Annotated in this window: 14 protein-coding genes; 10 read left to right on the top strand and 4 right to left on the bottom strand. The window is 61.0% G+C overall.

What is annotated here, in order from left to right; genetic code table 11:
• Positions 1-121: 121 nt before the first annotated feature.
• The 4 genes from PSH65_RS26420 to ydcS form a co-directional block, all read right to left on the bottom strand.
• Positions 122-946, bottom strand: coding sequence for an ABC transporter permease (locus PSH65_RS26420; RefSeq protein ID WP_305423276.1), 825 nt, complete (start codon positions 944-946; stop codon positions 122-124).
• Positions 936-1883, bottom strand: a complete 948-nt coding sequence (locus PSH65_RS26415) for an ABC transporter permease (protein WP_305423274.1) — start codon at positions 1881-1883, stop codon at positions 936-938. The genes PSH65_RS26420 and PSH65_RS26415 overlap by 11 nt, the downstream gene beginning before the upstream one ends.
• Position 1884: 1 nt before the next feature.
• Positions 1885-2922: an ABC transporter ATP-binding protein gene (locus PSH65_RS26410; protein ID WP_305423273.1), complete on the bottom strand. Its 1038-nt coding sequence runs from the start codon at positions 2920-2922 to the stop codon at positions 1885-1887.
• Between the two features lie 225 nt (positions 2923-3147).
• A complete protein-coding gene (ydcS, locus tag PSH65_RS26405; RefSeq protein ID WP_305423272.1) occupies positions 3148-4299 on the bottom strand; it encodes a putative ABC transporter substrate-binding protein YdcS in 1152 nt (383 codons plus the stop codon).
• Positions 4300-4626: 327 nt separating this feature from the next.
• Between ydcS and PSH65_RS26400 the strand changes: the two genes are divergently transcribed.
• The 10 genes from PSH65_RS26400 (at position 4627) to lysS (ending at position 16997) form a co-directional block, all read left to right on the top strand.
• On the top strand, positions 4627-5349 hold the full coding sequence (locus PSH65_RS26400; protein ID WP_305423271.1) for a tellurite resistance TerB family protein: 723 nt from the start codon (positions 4627-4629) through the stop codon (positions 5347-5349).
• Between the two features lie 215 nt (positions 5350-5564).
• A complete protein-coding gene (locus PSH65_RS26395; protein WP_305423269.1) occupies positions 5565-7187 on the top strand; it encodes a methyl-accepting chemotaxis protein in 1623 nt (540 codons plus the stop codon).
• The gene (locus tag PSH65_RS26390; protein ID WP_305423267.1) at positions 7187-7723 is read left to right on the top strand and encodes a chemotaxis protein CheW; all 537 of its coding nucleotides are present in this window, start codon (positions 7187-7189) and stop codon (positions 7721-7723) included. The genes PSH65_RS26395 and PSH65_RS26390 overlap by 1 nt, the downstream gene beginning before the upstream one ends.
• On the top strand, positions 7720-8991 hold the full coding sequence (locus PSH65_RS26385; protein ID WP_305423266.1) for a protein-glutamate O-methyltransferase CheR: 1272 nt from the start codon (positions 7720-7722) through the stop codon (positions 8989-8991). Before PSH65_RS26390 ends, PSH65_RS26385 begins: the two co-directional genes overlap by 4 nt.
• A complete protein-coding gene (locus PSH65_RS26380) occupies positions 8988-9671 on the top strand; it encodes a chemotaxis protein CheW (protein ID WP_305423264.1) in 684 nt (227 codons plus the stop codon). Before PSH65_RS26385 ends, PSH65_RS26380 begins: the two co-directional genes overlap by 4 nt.
• A complete protein-coding gene (locus PSH65_RS26375; RefSeq protein WP_305423263.1) occupies positions 9668-11947 on the top strand; it encodes a hybrid sensor histidine kinase/response regulator in 2280 nt (759 codons plus the stop codon). The genes PSH65_RS26380 and PSH65_RS26375 overlap by 4 nt, the downstream gene beginning before the upstream one ends.
• Complete coding sequence (locus tag PSH65_RS26370) at positions 11944-12954, top strand: chemotaxis response regulator protein-glutamate methylesterase (protein ID WP_305423261.1); 1011 nt, start codon at positions 11944-11946, stop codon at positions 12952-12954. The genes PSH65_RS26375 and PSH65_RS26370 overlap by 4 nt, the downstream gene beginning before the upstream one ends.
• A 48-nt stretch (positions 12955-13002) precedes the next feature.
• Complete coding sequence (locus PSH65_RS26365) at positions 13003-14004, top strand: PleD family two-component system response regulator (protein ID WP_201059908.1); 1002 nt, start codon at positions 13003-13005, stop codon at positions 14002-14004.
• A gap of 284 nt (positions 14005-14288) precedes the next feature.
• Positions 14289-15384 (top strand): peptide chain release factor 2 gene (gene prfB / locus PSH65_RS26360; protein WP_095920368.1). Its coding sequence is split into 2 segments (ribosomal slippage): positions 14289-14360 and positions 14362-15384, totalling 1095 coding nucleotides; the frame shifts between segments, so codons are not numbered across the junction.
• 110 nt (positions 15385-15494) lie between these two features.
• On the top strand, positions 15495-16997 hold the full coding sequence (lysS, locus tag PSH65_RS26355) for a lysine--tRNA ligase (RefSeq protein WP_305423257.1): 1503 nt from the start codon (positions 15495-15497) through the stop codon (positions 16995-16997).
• The last annotated feature ends 32 nt before the right edge of the window (positions 16998-17029 follow it).

The raw sequence follows: 17029 nt of genomic DNA, 5'->3' as shown, positions 1-17029 counted from the left end.
CGGAACCGGCCTTTGTAGGAGCGAGGCTTGCCCGCGAAGGCGGCCTCAAGAATGTCAAAAGCTTCGCGGGCAAGCCTCGCTCCACAGGGTCCGGTTTCCACATTGGGAAATGAGTTGTCCGTTATTTCCCGCCACTGCCCGCAACACTTTCGCCACCCCGGGTCAGGTAATAGGCCCCGAGGATCGGCAGCATGGTCACCATCATCACCAGCATCGCCACGACGTTGGTCACCGGCACGTCCCGTGGGCGGCTGAGCTGGTTGAGCAGCCACAGCGGCAAGGTGCGTTCATGGCCGGCGGTGAAGGTGGTGACGATGATTTCGTCGAACGACAAGGCGAACGCCAGCATGCCGCCAGCCAGCAACGCCGAGCCGAGGTTTGGCAGGACGATGTAGCGGAAGGTCTGCCAACCGTCGGCGCCGAGGTCCATCGAGGCTTCGATCAAACTGTATGAAGTGCGGCGCAAGCGGGCGATGACGTTGTTGTAGACAATCACCACACAGAAGGTCGCGTGACCGACGATGATGGTGAACATCCCCGGCTCAATCCCCAAGGTCTTGAAGGTTGCCAGCAGCGCGATCCCGGTGATGATCCCCGGCAGGGCAATCGGCAGGATCAGCATCAGCGAGATGCCTTGCTTGCCGAAGAAATCCCGCCGGTACAACGCCGCAGACGCGAGGGTGCCTAGGATCAGCGCAATCAATGTAGCGACGGCGGCGATTTGCAACGACAGCTTGATCGCTTCCAGCACGTCCGGCCGGGAGAACGCCACGCCGATCCACTTCAGGGTGAAGCCCTTGGGCGGAAAGCTGAACGCCGCGTCTTCGGTGTTGAAGGCGTAGAGGAAGATGATCAGGATCGGGAAGTGCAAGAACATCAACCCGCCCCAGGCGGCGATGCGCAGGCCCAGGGATGCCCGATCTTGAGATGAAGCATCAGAGCGCATCGAAAGCCCCCAGACGTTTGACGATGGACAGGTAAATGGCGATCAGCACGATCGGCACCAGCGTGAAGGCCGCGGCCATCGGCATATTGCCGATCGCTCCTTGCTGGGCGTAGACCATGCTGCCGATGAAGTAACCCGGCGGGCCCACCAGTTGCGGCACGATGAAGTCACCCAGGGTCAACGAAAAGGTGAAGATTGAACCGGCGGCGATCCCCGGAATCGACAGCGGCAGAATCACTTGCATGAAAGTCTGACGCGGCTTGGCGCCGAGGTCCGCCGAGGCTTGCAGAAGCGACGGCGGCAGACGTTCCAGCGAAGCCTGAATCGGCAGGATCATGAACGGCAGCCAGATGTAGACGAACACCATGAACCGCCCCAGATGCGAGGTCGACAGGGTACTGCCACCGACACCCGGAATCCCGAGCACGAACTGCAACACCGGCTCCAGCCCCAGGTGCTGAACGAACCACTGGGCCACGCCGCCCTTGGCCAGCAGCAAGGTCCAGGCGTAGGCCTTGACGATGTAACTGGCCCACATCGGCATCATCACCGCGATGTAGAAAAATGCCTTGGTCTTGCCGCTGGTGTAGCGCGCCATGTAATAGGCGATCGGGAACGCCACGATTGCACTGGCGATCGACACGACGATGGCCATGCTCAGGGTACGCAGGATGATGTCGAAGTTCGACGGCTGGAACAGCGCGGTGAAATTCGCCAGGGTCAGGTCGGGCGTGACCGCCATGGTGAAGTCATCGAAGGTGTAGAAGCCTTGCCACAACAACGTCAACAGCGAGCCGAGGTAGATTGCACCGAACCACAGCAACGGCGGCACCAGCAGCAGCGACAGATACAGGTTCGGCCGGCGGTACAGCAAGTTCGAAAACCGGCGCAACGGCGAGCCGCTTGTCGGGGTTCGAGGGGGCGCCACGCTGTTCATCTCACACCCCGGCCACAACATTGTCGTGCAGCGGGATCATCGCTTCACGCGCCCAACGAGCGCTGACGCGTTGCCCAGTCTGGTGTTGCGCGCTGACGTCCAGCCACTGGACATTGGCCTGGCTGATGTTCAGCGTCTGGCCGTTTTCCAGTTTCAGTTCATAGCGGGTGGCACTGCCCTGGTACTGGATGTCGTGCAGCAGGCCGCTGACTTCGATTTCATGACTGGCCAGCGGGCCTTCGGCGAAGCGCACGTGTTCCGGGCGGATCGAGAACGGCTGTGGATTTCCGCTCAACTGCCGGGCCAGATCGCCGCGAATCACATTGGACGTGCCGACGAATTCGGCGACAAAGGTGGTCGCAGGTTTCATGTAGAGATGGCGCGGCGTGTCGACTTGTTCGATGCGGCCCTTGTTGAACACCGCCACGCGGTCGGACATCGACAGCGCTTCGGTCTGATCGTGAGTGACGAAGATAAACGTGATGCCGAGCTGGCGTTGCAGCTTCTTCAGCTCGCCTTGCATTTGCTCGCGCAGTTTCAGATCAAGGGCGCCCAAAGGTTCGTCGAGCAACAACACGCGAGGGCGATTGACCAACGCGCGGGCCAGGGCCACACGCTGACGCTGGCCGCCGGAGAGTTGCACCGGTTTGCGCTCGCCGTAGCCGCCGAGGGCGACCATATCGAGGGCTTCTTCGGCGCGTTTTTGGCGTTCGGACTTGCCGACACCTTTGACTTTCAACCCGTAGGCGACGTTGTCGAGTACGTTCATGTGCGGGAACAGTGCGTAATCCTGGAACACGGTGTTCACGTCACGCTGATACGGCGGCAGTCCGGCGGCTTCGGCGCCATGAATACGGATGGAGCCGGCGCTCGGTTGTTCGAAACCGGCGATCAGGCGCAGGCAAGTGGTTTTACCCGAGCCGGAGGGGCCCAGCAGGGAAAAGAACTCGCCGTCCTGGATATCGATAGAAACCCGGTCAACGGCCTTCACCTCGCCGAACTGACGGGAAACGTTGGTGAACTGGACTGCAAGCGTCATGGGTGTGGTGCTCCAAAAAGGCGAGAGTTCTCACAGCGGCCCCAGCCTGGACTTCTGAAAAATCTGAATCGGTGTGCTTTTGTGGCGAGGGAGCTTGCTCCCGCTGGAGTGCGTAGCACTCCCAAAAAGGGTAAATGCGGTTTGCCTGATAGACCGCATTGGTTGGTTTTGGGGCGGCTTCGCCACCCAGCGGGAGCAAGCTCCCTCGCCACAGGGGCCGGTGTGTTACCTGCCTCCCATAATCGCAATGTAATCCTGGGTCCAGCGGCTATAAGGCACGAACTTGCCGCCCTCAGCCTGCGGGGTTTTCCAGAAGGCGATCTTTTCGAACTGGTCGAAACCGTTGGTCTTGCAACCCTCGGCTCCCAGCAGTTCGCTTGCCTTACACGCCGCCGGGACCGCCGGCAGCGAGCCGAACCAGGCAGACACATCACCCTGGACCTTCGGCGTGAGCGACCAGTCCATCCACTTGTAAGCGCAGTTCGGGTGCTTGGCCTCGGCGTGCAGCATGGTGGTGTCGGCCCATCCGGTGGCGCCTTCTTTGGGGATGGTCGAGGCGACTGGCTGTTTCTCGTTCATCAGGCCATTAACCTGATAGGGCCAGGAGCTGGACGCCACCACACCTTCGTTCTTGAAGTCACTCATTTGCACAGTGGTGTCGTGCCAGTAGCGATGGATCAACTTTTGCTGGGCGCGCAGCAGGTCGAGAACGGCCTTGTACTGTTTTTCGTCGAGCAGGTAAGGATCCGTGATACCCAGTTCCGGCTTGGCGGTTTTCAGGTAAAGCGCTGCGTCCGCGATGTAGATCGGGCCGTCATACGCTTGCACGCGGCCCTTGTTGGACTTGCCGTCGGACAGCTTCTGCTCCTCGAACAGCACGCCCCAACTGGTGGGCGGCTGTTTGAACACGTTGGTGTTGTACATCAGCACGTTCGGGCCCCACTGATAGGGGGTGCCGTAGGTCTGCTTGTTGACCACATACCACGGTGCATCCTTCAGGCGCGGGTCGAGATTCTTCCAGTTGGGGATCAGTGCGGTATTGATCGGCTGCACACGTTTGCCGGCGATCAGGCGCAGGGAGGCGTCGCCGGACGCCGTCACCAGGTCGTAACCGCCCTTGGCCATCAGGGTGACCATTTCATCGGACGTGCCGGCGGTCTTGACGTTGACCTTGCAGCCGGTTTCCTTCTCGAAACCGCTGACCCAGTCGTAGGCCTTGTCGGTCTCGCCCCGTTCGATATAGCCGGGCCAGGCCACGATATCCAACTGACCTTCGCCGGCGCCGACGGCTTTCAGCGGCTCGGCGGCCTGCAGGCTGGCGCTGGCCAGCAGTGCTGTGGTGATTGCACTGAGCAGTGCGGTCTTGTGCACAAGCATGGGTGAACCCTCTTCTTTAAATTATGGTCGGGGCAGTGTTGAACGGGGTGATGCGCCGTGAGTGGCTTGTTATTAGCTTAGTGCGCTTTGTGAGAGGCAGATTGAGACCGGGCTGTCTTATGGATTTATCCAGCCTAGTGCGCGGTTCCACGGTCGACAAATCTCAAAGGCTGCATTCGATGAAATAGATTCCTGGAGGGCGTTCCAGCCTGTTTGCCTAAACGTGAGCAACATCTGGAAGCACTCTCATCGAGAGACGTCGGGCACTTTCGATCTAGGCTGGTGGCCTTAAAGATCCGGTTAACCCGAATTCGTGGAGGCAGCAAAATGAACACTCGTGGATTGCTCGATCAACTACTCAAATCCGGTCAGGATCTGTTGCAGAACAAGGCCGGCGGCGCCCAGAACAAAGCGTCCACCGGTGGTTTGGGCGGTTTGCTCGGCGGCAGCGGTAGTTCCGGCGGTCTCGGCAGTTTGCTCTCAGGTGCCGGCGGCGGTGCTCTGGCGGCTGGCGCCATGGGCCTGTTGCTCGGCAACAAGAAGGTGCGCAAGGTCGGCGGCAAAGTGGCTATCTACGGCGGTCTCGCGGCATTGGGCGTGATTGCCTACAAGGCGTATGGCAACTGGCAGGCCCAGCAGGGCACCGCAACCACAACCGAGCCGCAAACGATCGACCGCTTGCCGGCGGCTCAGGTTGAGCAGCACAGCCAGGCGATCCTCAAGGCGTTGGTCGCCGCGGCCAAGGCTGACGGTCATGTCGATGAGCGTGAACGTCAATTGATCGAAGGCGAGTTCAGCAAGCTCGACAATGATCAGGAGCTGCAACACTGGCTGCACGCCGAACTCAACAAACCGCTGGACCCGGCCGATGTCGCCCGCGCCGCCAGTACGCCGGAAATGGCCGCCGAAATGTACATCGCCAGTGTGATGCTGGTAAATGAGGAGAACTTCATGGAGAAGTCCTACCTTGATGAGCTGGCGCGGCAGTTGAAGCTGGAGCCGGGGTTGAAGGCAGAGCTGGAGAAACAGGTGCGTCAGGCTTCGGTGTAAGTCTTCAGACCGCCTTCGCGGGCAAGCCTCGCTCCTACAGTGAATTGTCGAACACACCATCGTTGTTCGGACGCTAACCCGTAGGAGCGAGGCTTGCCCGCGAAGGCGTCTTCAGCGATACCGCATAACCCAATAATCGTTCTTCGCAAGCGAGCCCGCTCCCACAGGCCCTCGGCTATACTCCCCCGCAATTTGAACCGCACCGAGGACTGACTGTGAAGAACTGGACGTTGCGCCAACGCATTTTGGCGAGCTTTGCGGTGATTATCGCGATCATGCTGTTGATGGTCGTGGTGTCTTTTTCCCGGTTGATGAAGATCGAGGCCAGCGAAGAAAGGGTCCGTACCGATGCGGTTCCCGGGGTGTATTTCAGTTCGATGATGCGCGGCGCCTGGGTCGACAGTTATAACCTGACTCAGCAGATTGTCGGTCTTTCCGGACGTCGTGAATTAACCGCCGCCGACCACGCCATGTACAAGAGCTTCGAAGAGCGCTTGAACGAGCAAATGGCCAACTACCGCAAGACCATTTTTCAGGTGGACGATCAGGCCATCTTCGACGAGTTCGAAGCGCGTCATCAGACTTTCAATAAAGAAATGACGAACGTCCTCGACCTCTATCAGCGCAAGGAATACGAGCAGGCGCGTCTTGCTCTGGAGCAAAAGCTCACACCGGCCTGGGTCAATGGACGCAAGCAGTTGAATAGCCTCATCGAGCGCAATCACGATCTGGCGGAAGAAGCCACGCTGGCCATTGGTGAAGCGGTAACGGCCGCCAAAATCAGCATGGGCGTCTCTTTGCTGGTGGCAATCATCGTCGCCGGCCTCTGTGGCCTGCTGCTGATGCGCGCGATCATGGCGCCGATGAATCGCATTGTGGATATCCTCGAAATCATGCGCACCGGCGATCTCAGCAGTCGTCTGGATCTTGATCGCAAGGACGAGTTCGGCGCGGTGGAAACCGGCTTCAACGACATGATGACCGAGCTCACCTCGCTGGTGTCCCAGGCCCAGCGCTCCTCGGTGCAGGTCACCACGTCGGTCACGGAAATCGCCGCGACATCCAAGCAGCAGCAGGCCACGGCCACCGAAACCGCTGCCACCACCACCGAAATCGGTGCGACATCGCGGGAAATTGCCGCCACCTCGCGGGATCTGGTGCGCACCATGACCGAAGTCTCCACCGCCGCCGATCAGGCATCGGTGCTGGCCGGTTCCGGTCAGCAAGGCCTGGCGCGCATGGAAGACACCATGCACTCGGTGATGGGCGCGGCGGATCTGGTCAACGCCAAACTGGCGATCCTCAACGAGAAGGCCGGCAACATCAATCAGGTGGTGGTGACCATCGTCAAAGTCGCCGACCAGACCAACCTGTTGTCCCTGAACGCCGCGATCGAAGCCGAGAAGGCCGGTGAATACGGTCGCGGGTTTGCCGTGGTCGCCACCGAAGTGCGGCGTCTGGCGGACCAAACCGCTGTGGCCACCTACGACATCGAGCAGATGGTGCGCGAGATCCAGTCGGCGGTGTCGGCCGGGGTCATGGGCATGGACAAGTTTTCCGAAGAAGTGCGTCGTGGCATGTCCGAAGTGCAGTCGGTGGGCGAGCAGCTGTCGCAGATCATCCATCAGGTGCAGGCGCTGGCACCACGGGTGTTGATGGTCAACGAAGGCATGCAGGCCCAGGCCACCGGCGCCGAGCAGATCAACCACGCGTTGGTGCAGTTGGGCGATGCCAGCAGCCAGACCGTCGAGTCCCTGCGTCAGGCCAGTTTCGCCATCGATGAACTGAGCCAGGTGGCCGTGGGGCTGCGTGGCGGCGTCTCGCGATTCAAAGTCTGATGAGCGAGCTCGCGGTCAAACGCGGCGCGGTGATGCCGGTGAAACAATCGTTGTTTCTGGTGTTCCGCATCGGCAACGAGCGTTACGCCTTGCAGGCCATCGAGGTGGCCGAAGTGCTGCCGCAACTGCCGTTGAAACCCATTCCCCGGGCGCCGGACTGGGTGGCGGGGGTGTTCGCCTGGCGCGGCGCGGTGGTGCCGGTGATCGACCTCAGCGCCCTGACGTTCGGCCAACCGGCCCAGGCCCGCACCAGCACGCGGCTGGTGCTGGTGCACTATCGGCCGGATGAGGCGACGCCTGCGCAATTGCTCGGGCTGATTCTGGAACAGGCCACCGACACGTTGCGCTGCAACCCGGCGGATTTTCAGCCTTATGGCCTGGATAATCGCCAAGCGCCGTACCTCGGGCCAGTGCGCGAAGATGCCCAGGGTTTACTGCAACGGGTGCGGGTTGCCGATTTGCTGGACGAACAAGTCCGCGCCTTGTTGTTTCCCTCGCCGCCGTTGGACCTGGCGCAGTTTGAGGAGCAGGGATGAGCAGCGATCAGAGGTTTTTCGATTTCCTCAAAGAACGCATCGGCCTGGATGTGGGGTCGGTCGGCCCGGCGATCATCGAACGCGCGGTGCGCCAGCGCTGCACGGCGGCTCGGGCGCTGACGGCCGATGAGTACTGGCACATCCTGCTGGGCTCGCGCGACGAACAACAGGCGCTGATCGAAGCGGTCATCGTCCCCGAGACCTGGTTTTTCCGTTACCCGGAATCCTTCGCCACACTGGCGAAACTGGCAGCCAAACGGCTGGCGGCGATCAATAACATGCGCGCTCTGCGGATCCTCAGCCTGCCGTGTTCCACCGGCGAAGAACCGTACTCCATCGCCATGGCATTGCTCGATGCCGGGCTGGCACCGCACCAGTTCAAGGTCGACGGCATGGATGTCAGCCCGCTGTCGGTGGAAAAGGCCAGGCTCGCGCTGTATGGCAAGAATTCGTTTCGTGGTCAGGACATCGACTTCCGCGATCGGCATTTCACGGCTGAAAATGACAACTATCGCCTCAGCGGGCGCGTGCTTGAACAGGTGCGTTTGCAGGTCGGTAATCTGCTGGATCCGGCGTTGCTGGCCAACGAGCCGCCCTATGACTTCGTGTTCTGTCGCAACCTGCTGATTTATTTCGACCAGCCGACCCAGCAGCAAGTGTTCGAAGTACTCAAGCGCCTGACCCACGTCGATGGCGTGCTGTTTATCGGCCCGGCGGAGGGCAGCCTGCTGGGGCGTTTCGGCATGCGTTCGATTGGCATCCCGCAGTCGTTTGCCTTCAGTCGACAAAGCGCGCCCGAACCGCTTGCGTCCTTCGTGCCGACGCCGACGCCGCTTCCGGTGCAACAACCGCTGCGCAACGTGACACCGCCGCCAGTGCGCACTCGGCCTTTCGCGACGGTCGTGCCGATGCCTCAAGCTCCCAAAGCTCCCCCTTCGGACGCCGCCACGCTGCTGGCGAACATCGCCGCGCTGGCCAACGAAGGCAAAAGCGCCGAGGCCCGCGTCGCGTGCGAAAGTTTTTTGCGCAGTCACGAGCCGGTGGCCCAGGTGTTCTATTGGCTGGGGCTGCTCAGTGATGTCGCCGGCAGCGCCCTCGAGGCCCAGGGTTTTTATCGCAAGGCGTTGTACCTCGAACCGCAACACCCCGACGCATTGATGCACCTCGCCGCCTTGCTGCAGTCCCAGGGCGACACGGCCGGTGCCAGACGATTGCAGGCCCGCGCCGCCCGCAGCGAGCGCGCCGCAGACAGTGAGCGTAAACGATGAGCGCCGCCGACACCTTGAACGTCACCCATGAAGATGCCCTGGCCATCGACGACTGCTGGAACCGCATCGGTATCCACGGCGACAAGTCCTGCCCATTGCTGAGCGAGCACATTCATTGCCGCAATTGCGCGGTGTATTCGGCTGCCGCCACACGCTTGCTCGACCGCTATGCGTTGCAGCAGGACGACCGCGAGCAAGTCTCCACAGTGGCCGGGAGCGATGTGAAAACCCGCTCGCTGCTGATGTTTCGCCTCGGCGAAGAATGGCTGGGCCTGGCCACCCGCAGTCTGGTCGAAGTAGCCCCGCTGCAGGCAATTCACTCCTTGCCGCATCAGCGCTCCCGGGCGTTGCTTGGCGTGGCGAATGTGCGGGGTGCCTTGGTGGCGTGCCTGTCGCTGGTGGAACTGCTGGGGCTCGACGGCACCAGTGGCGTGGCGTCCGGCGCGCGGGTGATGCCGCGGATGCTGATCATTGCCGCTCACGGCGGGCCAGTGGTGGTGCCGGTGGACGAAGTGGACGGGATTCATGCCATCGACGAGCGCATTCTCGATGTCGCCTCTCAGTCCGGTGCCCAAGCCAGCGCCAAATACACCCGTGGCGTCTTGCAATTCAAAGGTCGCAGCCTGCGTTGGCTGGATGAAGAGCAGCTGTTGTCCGCCGTGACCCGGAGCCTCACATGACCCCCGACCAAATGCGTGACGCCTCCTTGCTGGAGCTGTTCAGCCTGGAAGCCGAGGCCCAGACCCTGGTGCTGAGCGCAGGTCTTTTGGCGCTTGAGCGCGATCCGACCCAGGCCGATTACCTCGAGTCGTGCATGCGCGCCGCCCACTCGCTCAAGGGCGCTGCGCGGATTGTCGGTGTCGATGCCGGGGTCAGCGTCGCCCATGTGATGGAAGATTACCTGGTCAGCGCCCAGGAAGGGCGCCTGTACCTGCGGCCCGAACACATTGATGCACTGTTGCAAGGCACAGATCTGCTGATGCGGATTGCGACACCGGGCAACGCTCCGGCGCCTGCGGATATCGACGCTTACGTCATCTTGATGGGACGGCTGCTTGATCATATGGCGGCCACTGCCCCCATCGCGCCGCCGATGGCAGAACTTCAGCTGGAACCGCCGACGCCCAAGGTTGAGCCGCCCATGCCGGCCACCACCGAAGCTGCCCCCGCCGAGCCAGCGCCCACGGCTAAACGCACCACCGAAAGTGGCGAACGCGTATTGCGCGTCACGGCCGAGCGCTTGAACAGCCTGCTCGATCTATCGAGTAAATCCCTGGTGGAAACCCAGCGGCTCAAGCCGCATCTGGCCACTATGCAGCGCCTTAAGCGCATGCAGAGCAACGGCCTTCGGGCGCTGGAAAACCTTAACGTCCATCTCAAAGACCATGCCCTGAGCCTCGAAGCCCGGGAAGCCTTGGGCGATGCCCGTCGGTTATTGGCGGAGTCCCAGCAATTGCTGGCGGAAAAGAACGCCGAACTGGATGAGTTCGCCTGGCATGCCAGCCAGCGCGCGCAGGTGTTGTATGACACGGCACTGGCCTGTCGCATGCGGCCATTCGCCGACGTGCTGAGCGGGCAAGTGCGCATGGTCCGCGATCTGGGCCGCAACCTTGGCAAACAGGTGCGGCTGGAGATCGAGGGCGACAAGACTCAAGTCGATCGCGACGTTCTGGAAAAACTCGAAGCGCCGCTGACGCACTTGCTGCGCAATGCGGTGGATCACGGCATCGAAACCCCGGAACAGCGGCGGTTGGCCGGCAAGCCGGAAGAAGGCGTGATCCGTTTGCGAGCCTCCCATCAGGCCGGTCTGCTGGTGTTGGAGCTCAGCGACGACGGCAATGGCGTCGATCTGGAAAAACTCCGTCGCAACATCGTCGAGCGGCAGTTATCCCCAGCCGAGACCGCTGCCCAGTTGAGCGAAGAGGAGTTGCTGACGTTCCTGTTTCTGCCGGGTTTCAGCCTGCGCGACACGGTCTCCGAAGTCTCCGGGCGCGGCGTCGGGCTGGATGCGGTTCAGCACATGGTTCGCCAATTGCGCGGCGCCGTGGTGCTGGAGCAAACGGCGGGCGCGGGCAGTCGTTTCCATCTGCAAGTGCCGCTGACGCTGTCGGTGGTGCGCAGCCTGGTGGTGGAGGTCGGTGACGAGGCGTATGCCTTCCCGCTGGCGCACATCGAGCGCATGTGCGACCTGGCGCCGGAGGACATCGTGCAGGTCGAAGGCCGGCAGCACTTCTGGTACGAAGGTCGGCATGTCGGGCTGGTCGCCGCCAGTCAGCTGTTGCATCGTCCGGCGAGCCAGAACAACGCGCAGACCCTCAAAGTCGTGGTCATCCGCGAGCGCGAGGCGATCTACGGGGTGGCGGTCGAGCGGTTTATTGGCGAGCGAACGCTAGTGGTGCTGCCGCTGGACGAGCGCCTGGGCAAGGTGCAGGACATTTCCGCCGGGGCCTTGCTCGACGACGGCTCGGTGGTGCTGATCGTCGACGTCGAAGACATGCTGCGTTCGGTGGACAAACTGCTCAATACCGGGCGTCTGGAGCGCATTGCCCGGCATGCCAATCAGGCCGTCGAAGCGGCGCGGAAACGGATTCTGGTGGTCGACGACTCGCTGACCGTTCGTGAGTTGCAGCGCAAGTTGCTGCTCAATCGCGGTTACGACGTCGCCGTGGCGGTGGACGGTATGGATGGCTGGAACGCCCTGCGTTCGGAGAATTTCGATCTGCTGATCACCGACATCGACATGCCGCGTATGGATGGCATCGAGCTGGTGTCTTTATTGCGTCGCGATAACCGCCTGCAATCGCTGCCGGTGATGGTGGTGTCCTACAAGGATCGCGAAGAAGACCGTCGCCGTGGACTGGACGCCGGAGCCGACTATTATCTAGCCAAAGCGAGTTTTCATGATGACGCTTTGCTGGATGCAGTGGTTGAGCTCATTGGAGGCGCGCGGGCATGAAAATAGCTATCGTCAACGACATGCCCATGGCCGTAGAGGCGTTGCGCCGCGCACTGGCATTCGAACCGGCGCACGAGGTGGTCTGGGTCGCCAGCAACGGCGCCGAGGCGGTGCAACGTTGCACCGAATACACCCCGGATCTGATCCTGATGGATTTGATCATGCCGTTGATGGACGGCGTGGAAGCGACCCGGCGAATCATGGCCGAGACCCCGTGCGCGATTGTCATTGTCACTGTCGACCGCGAGCAGAACGTGCACCGGGTGTTCGAAGCCATGGGTTACGGCGCGCTGGACGTGGTCGATACCCCGGCTATCGGGGGCGGCAATCCTCAGGAAGCCGCCGCACCGCTGTTGCGCAAGATCATGAACATTGGCTGGCTGATCGGCGATAAGAGCAATCGGGTGCGATCGGCACCCAGCTCTCACCGTCACTCGTCCTCGCGCCAGCATTTGGTGGCCATCGGTTCATCCGCCGGTGGCCCGGCGGCACTGGAAGTGCTGCTCAAGGGCCTGCCTCGAGATTTTTCGGCGGCCATCGTGCTGGTCCAGCATGTGGATCAGGTGTTCGCCGCCGGCATGGCCGAATGGCTTGCCAGTGCCAGTGGCCTGGACGTGCGCCTGGCCGAGGAAGGCGAACCGCCGCAAAGCGGCACGGTCCTGCTGGCCGGGACAAATCATCATATCCGCTTGCTGAAAAACGGTACGCTGGCCTACACCGCCGAACCGGTCAATGAGATCTATCGGCCTTCGATCGATGTGTTTTTCGAGAGTGTGGCCAGTTACTGGAGCGGTGACGCCGTGGGCGTTTTGCTGACTGGTATGGGCCGCGACGGCGCGCAAGGGCTTAAACTCATGCGCCAACAGGGCTACCTGACCATCGCTCAGGATCAACAAAGCAGTGCGGTGTACGGCATGCCGAAGGCGGCCGCGGCCATCGACGCGGCTGTGGAAGTTCGCCCACTGGACAAGATAGCGCCACGATTGCTGGAAATCTTCTCAAAATGACTATCATTAGCAGCAATTGTGGCCAAAGCAGTACTCAGGTGACCGCACATGAATGATTTGCAGCTCGACGACTTCAAAACCGACGAAAACGCCGCCATGGTGTTGTTGGTGGACGATCAGGCGATGATCGGCGAGGCGGTGCGGCGTGGTTTGTCGAACGAAGAAAACATCGACTTCCATTTCTGTGCCGACCCGCACCAGGCCATTGCCCAGGCAATTCGCATCAAGCCGACGGTGATCCTGCAGGATCTGGTCATGCCCGGCCTCGACGGCCTGAGCCTGGTGCGCGAATACCGTAATCACCCGGCGACCAAGGACATTCCAATCATTGTCCTGTCGACCAAGGAAGACCCACTGATCAAGAGCGCAGCATTTGCCGCTGGCGCCAACGATTACCTGGTCAAACTGCCGGACAACATCGAACTGGTGGCGCGCATCCGCTATCACTCGCGCTCCTACATGACCCTGCTGCAACGTGACGCGGCGTATCGCGCGCTGCGGGTCAGCCAGCAGCAGTTGCTCGACACCAACCTGGTGCTGCAACGCTTGATGAACTCCGACGGCCTGACCGGGCTGTCGAACCGCCGGCATTTCGACGAATACCTGGAGCTGGAGTGGCGGCGTTCGTTGCGTGACCAGACTCAACTGTCGTTGTTGATGATCGATGTCGATTACTTCAAGTCCTACAACGACAGCTTTGGTCACCTCGAAGGCGATGAGGCGCTGCGCAAAGTTGCCACGGCGATTCGCGACGCCAGCTCCAGACCTTCGGACTTGCCGGCCCGTTACGGTGGCGAAGAGTTCGTCCTGGTCCTGCCCAACACCTCGCCGGGCGGTGCGCGGCTGGTGGCGGAAAAACTGCGCCAGACCGTGGCCGGGTTGAAGATCCCGCACATTTTCCCGACCGAAGGTTCGAGCCTGACCATCAGCATCGGCCTGTCGACCTTGATCCCGCAGCCGGGCAGCGATTGCCGGCAATTGATCTCGGCGGCGGACAAGGGGCTGTACCTGGCGAAGAACAATGGGCGTAATCAGGTGGGGATTGAATGACGGACGGGTAGATATTTAGCCCCACCAAAAGACCCTGTGGCGAGGGAGCTTGCTCCGCTTGAGTGCGCAGCGCTCACAAGATTTTGGGGGCCGCTTCGCAGCCCAGAGGGAGCAAGCTCCCTCGCCACAAGGGCTGTGAGTCAGTGGCGCCAGTTGACGGGCGGTCAGTGACCCGATTTGCGCCAAAACCATTAGCGCCTAAAGCCGCCAGGCGGGCTGCCGTGACAGCTTGATTACGTTATACTCGCCGGCTTTCAAAAGTTCGCCAACGAGTGCTGCCCGCCATGGAAATCAACCCGATCCTTAACAGTATCAAGGACCTGTCCGAGCGCTCCGAAACTATTCGGGGGTATCTTTGACTACGATCAAAAGCATGAGCGTCTGACTGAAGTCAATCGCGAGCTTGAAGATCCGTCTGTCTGGAACAACCCGTCGTACGCTCAGGAACTGGGCCGCGAGCGGTCGCTGCTGGCTCAGATCGTCGAAACCCTCGACGAAATGCACAGTGGCCTGGCCGACGCCAAAGACCTGCTGCTGATGTCCGCCGAAGAAGAAGACCAGGCCGCCGTCGATGATGTCGCCGCCGAAGTCGAGCGCCTGCGCGAGTCCCTGGAAAAACTCGAATTCCGTCGCATGTTCAGCGGTGAGATGGACGCCAACAACGCCTACCTGGACATCCAGGCCGGCTCCGGCGGTACCGAGGCTCAGGACTGGGCCAACATCCTGCTGCGCATGTACCTGCGCTGGGCGGATAAACGCGGTTTCGACGCGACCATCATGGAGCTGTCGGCCGGTGAAGTCGCCGGTATCAAAGGCGCTACCGTGCACATCAAGGGCGAATACGCCTTTGGCTGGCTGCGTACCGAAATCGGCGTGCACCGTCTGGTGCGCAAGAGCCCGTTCGACTCCGGCAACCGTCGTCACACCTCGTTCTCGGCCGTGTTCGTGTCGCCGGAAATCGATGACAACATCGAAATCGACATCAACCCGTCGGACTTGCGCATCGACACCTACCGTTCCTCTGGTGCCGGTGGTCAGCACGTTAACACCACCGACTCGGCCGTACGGATTACCCACGTACCGACCAACACCGTGGTCAGCTGCCAGAACGAACGTTCCCAGCATGCGAACAAAGACACCGCGATGAAAATGTTGCGGGCGCGCTTGTACGAGCAGGAAGTGCAGAAACGCAACGCCGCGTCCCAGGCTCTGGAAGACACCAAGTCGGATATCGGTTGGGGTCACCAGATCCGTTCGTACGTGCTCGATGCCTCGCGCATCAAGGATCTGCGTACCAACATCGAACGCAGCGACTGCGACAAGGTGCTCGACGGCGACATCGACGAATACCTGGTGGCCAGCTTGAAACAAGGCCTGTAAGACATGCGATACAAGATCGGCTGACACAGCGCGATCCTTGTGGGAGCTGGCTTGCCAGCGATCCCCAGCCGCAGGCTGGGGGCAACGAACCTGATGGAATATTTAAAGACATGAGCGACCTACAACTCGACCCGCAAGCCCTGCAACAGGAAGAAAACTCCCTGATCGCCCTGCGCAAGGAAAAGCTTGCTGCCGAGCGCGCCAAGGGCAATGCCTTCCCCAACGACTTCCGCCGCGACAATTACTGCGCAGATTTGCAGAAACAGTACGCGGACAAAACCAAGGAAGAGCTGGCAGAGGCTGCGATCCCGGTCAAGGTGGCGGGTCGCATCATGCTCAACCGTGGCTCGTTCATGGTGATTCAGGACATGACTGGGCGGATTCAGGTTTACGTCAACCGTAAAACCCTGTCCGAAGACACCCTGGCCGCGGTGAAAACCTGGGACATGGGCGACATCATTGCAGCCGTTGGCACCCTGGCGCGTTCCGGCAAAGGCGACCTGTACGTCGAAATGACCAGCGTGCGCCTGCTGACCAAATCCCTGCGCCCGCTGCCGGACAAGCACCACGGCCTGACCGACACCGAACAGCGCTACCGTCAGCGTTACGTTGACCTGATCGTCAACGAAGAGGTGCGCCAGACCTTCCGCGTTCGTTCGCAAGTGATTGCGCACATCCGTAGCTTCCTGATGAAGCGTGACTTCCTGGAAGTGGAAACGCCGATGCTGCAAACCATTCCAGGCGGTGCGGCGGCCAAGCCGTTCGAGACTCACCACAACGCGCTGGACATGGAAATGTTCCTGCGTATCGCGCCGGAGCTGTACCTCAAGCGCTTGGTAGTCGGTGGTTTCGAGAAAGTCTTCGAGATCAACCGCAACTTCCGTAACGAGGGCGTTTCGACTCGTCACAACCCTGAATTCACCATGTTGGAGTTCTACCAGGCTTACGCCGACTACGAAGACAACATGGACCTGACCGAAGAACTGTTCCGCGAGCTGGCTCAGCTGGTTCTGGGCAGCACCGACGTGCCTTACGGTGACAAGGTGTTCCACTTCGGCGAGCCGTTCGTGCGTCTGTCGGTGTTCGACTCGATCCTCAAGTACAACCCTGAGCTGACCGCTGACGACCTGACTGACATCGACAAGGCCCGCGCCATCGCCAAGAAGGCCGGCGCCAAGGTGCTCGGCTTTGAAGGTCTGGGTAAGCTGCAGGTGATGATTTTCGAAGAGCTGGTCGAGCACAAGCTGGAGCAGCCGCACTTCATCACTCAGTACCCGTTCGAAGTGTCGCCGCTGGCCCGTCGTAACGACGAGAACCCGAACGTCACCGACCGTTTCGAGCTGTTCATCGGCGGCCGTGAAATCGCCAACGCCTACTCGGAGTTGAACGATGCGGAAGACCAGGCTGAGCGCTTCATGGCGCAGGTGGCCGACAAGGACGCCGGCGACGACGAAGCCATGCACTACGACGCCGACTTCGTTCGCGCGCTGGAGTACGGCATGCCGCCAACCGCCGGTGAAGGAATCGGTATCGACCGTCTGGTGATGTTGCTGACCAACTCACCGTCGATCCGCGATGTCATCCTGTTCCCGCACATGCGGCCACAAGCGTAAATGTTTCAATTAAAAAGCCGCCTATAACAGGC

Source organism: Pseudomonas sp. FP603 (genome assembly GCF_030687415.1).
Taxonomy (GTDB): Bacteria; Pseudomonadota; Gammaproteobacteria; order Pseudomonadales; family Pseudomonadaceae; genus Aquipseudomonas; species Aquipseudomonas wuhanensis.
This window is presented reverse-complemented; position numbering and strand designations above follow the sequence as displayed.

What these genes read in the sequence shown, in the direction of transcription:
- PSH65_RS26400 (WP_305423271.1), top strand. Translation starts at nt 4,627, where the DNA reads ATGAACACTCGTGGATTGCTCGATCAACTACTCAAATCCGGTCAGGAT.
- lysS (WP_305423257.1), top strand. Translation starts at nt 15,495, where the DNA reads ATGAGCGACCTACAACTCGACCCGCAAGCCCTGCAACAGGAAGAAAAC.
- PSH65_RS26420 (WP_305423276.1), bottom strand. Translation starts at nt 946, where the DNA reads ATGCGCTCTGATGCTTCATCTCAAGATCGGGCATCCCTGGGCCTGCGC.
- PSH65_RS26370 (WP_305423261.1), top strand. Translation starts at nt 11,944, where the DNA reads ATGAAAATAGCTATCGTCAACGACATGCCCATGGCCGTAGAGGCGTTG.
- PSH65_RS26390 (WP_305423267.1), top strand. Translation starts at nt 7,187, where the DNA reads ATGAGCGAGCTCGCGGTCAAACGCGGCGCGGTGATGCCGGTGAAACAA.
- PSH65_RS26365 (WP_201059908.1), top strand. Translation starts at nt 13,003, where the DNA reads ATGAATGATTTGCAGCTCGACGACTTCAAAACCGACGAAAACGCCGCC.
- PSH65_RS26410 (WP_305423273.1), bottom strand. Translation starts at nt 2,922, where the DNA reads ATGACGCTTGCAGTCCAGTTCACCAACGTTTCCCGTCAGTTCGGCGAG.
- PSH65_RS26385 (WP_305423266.1), top strand. Translation starts at nt 7,720, where the DNA reads ATGAGCAGCGATCAGAGGTTTTTCGATTTCCTCAAAGAACGCATCGGC.
- PSH65_RS26415 (WP_305423274.1), bottom strand. Translation starts at nt 1,883, where the DNA reads ATGAACAGCGTGGCGCCCCCTCGAACCCCGACAAGCGGCTCGCCGTTG.
- PSH65_RS26380 (WP_305423264.1), top strand. Translation starts at nt 8,988, where the DNA reads ATGAGCGCCGCCGACACCTTGAACGTCACCCATGAAGATGCCCTGGCC.
- ydcS (WP_305423272.1), bottom strand. Translation starts at nt 4,299, where the DNA reads ATGCTTGTGCACAAGACCGCACTGCTCAGTGCAATCACCACAGCACTG.
- PSH65_RS26375 (WP_305423263.1), top strand. Translation starts at nt 9,668, where the DNA reads ATGACCCCCGACCAAATGCGTGACGCCTCCTTGCTGGAGCTGTTCAGC.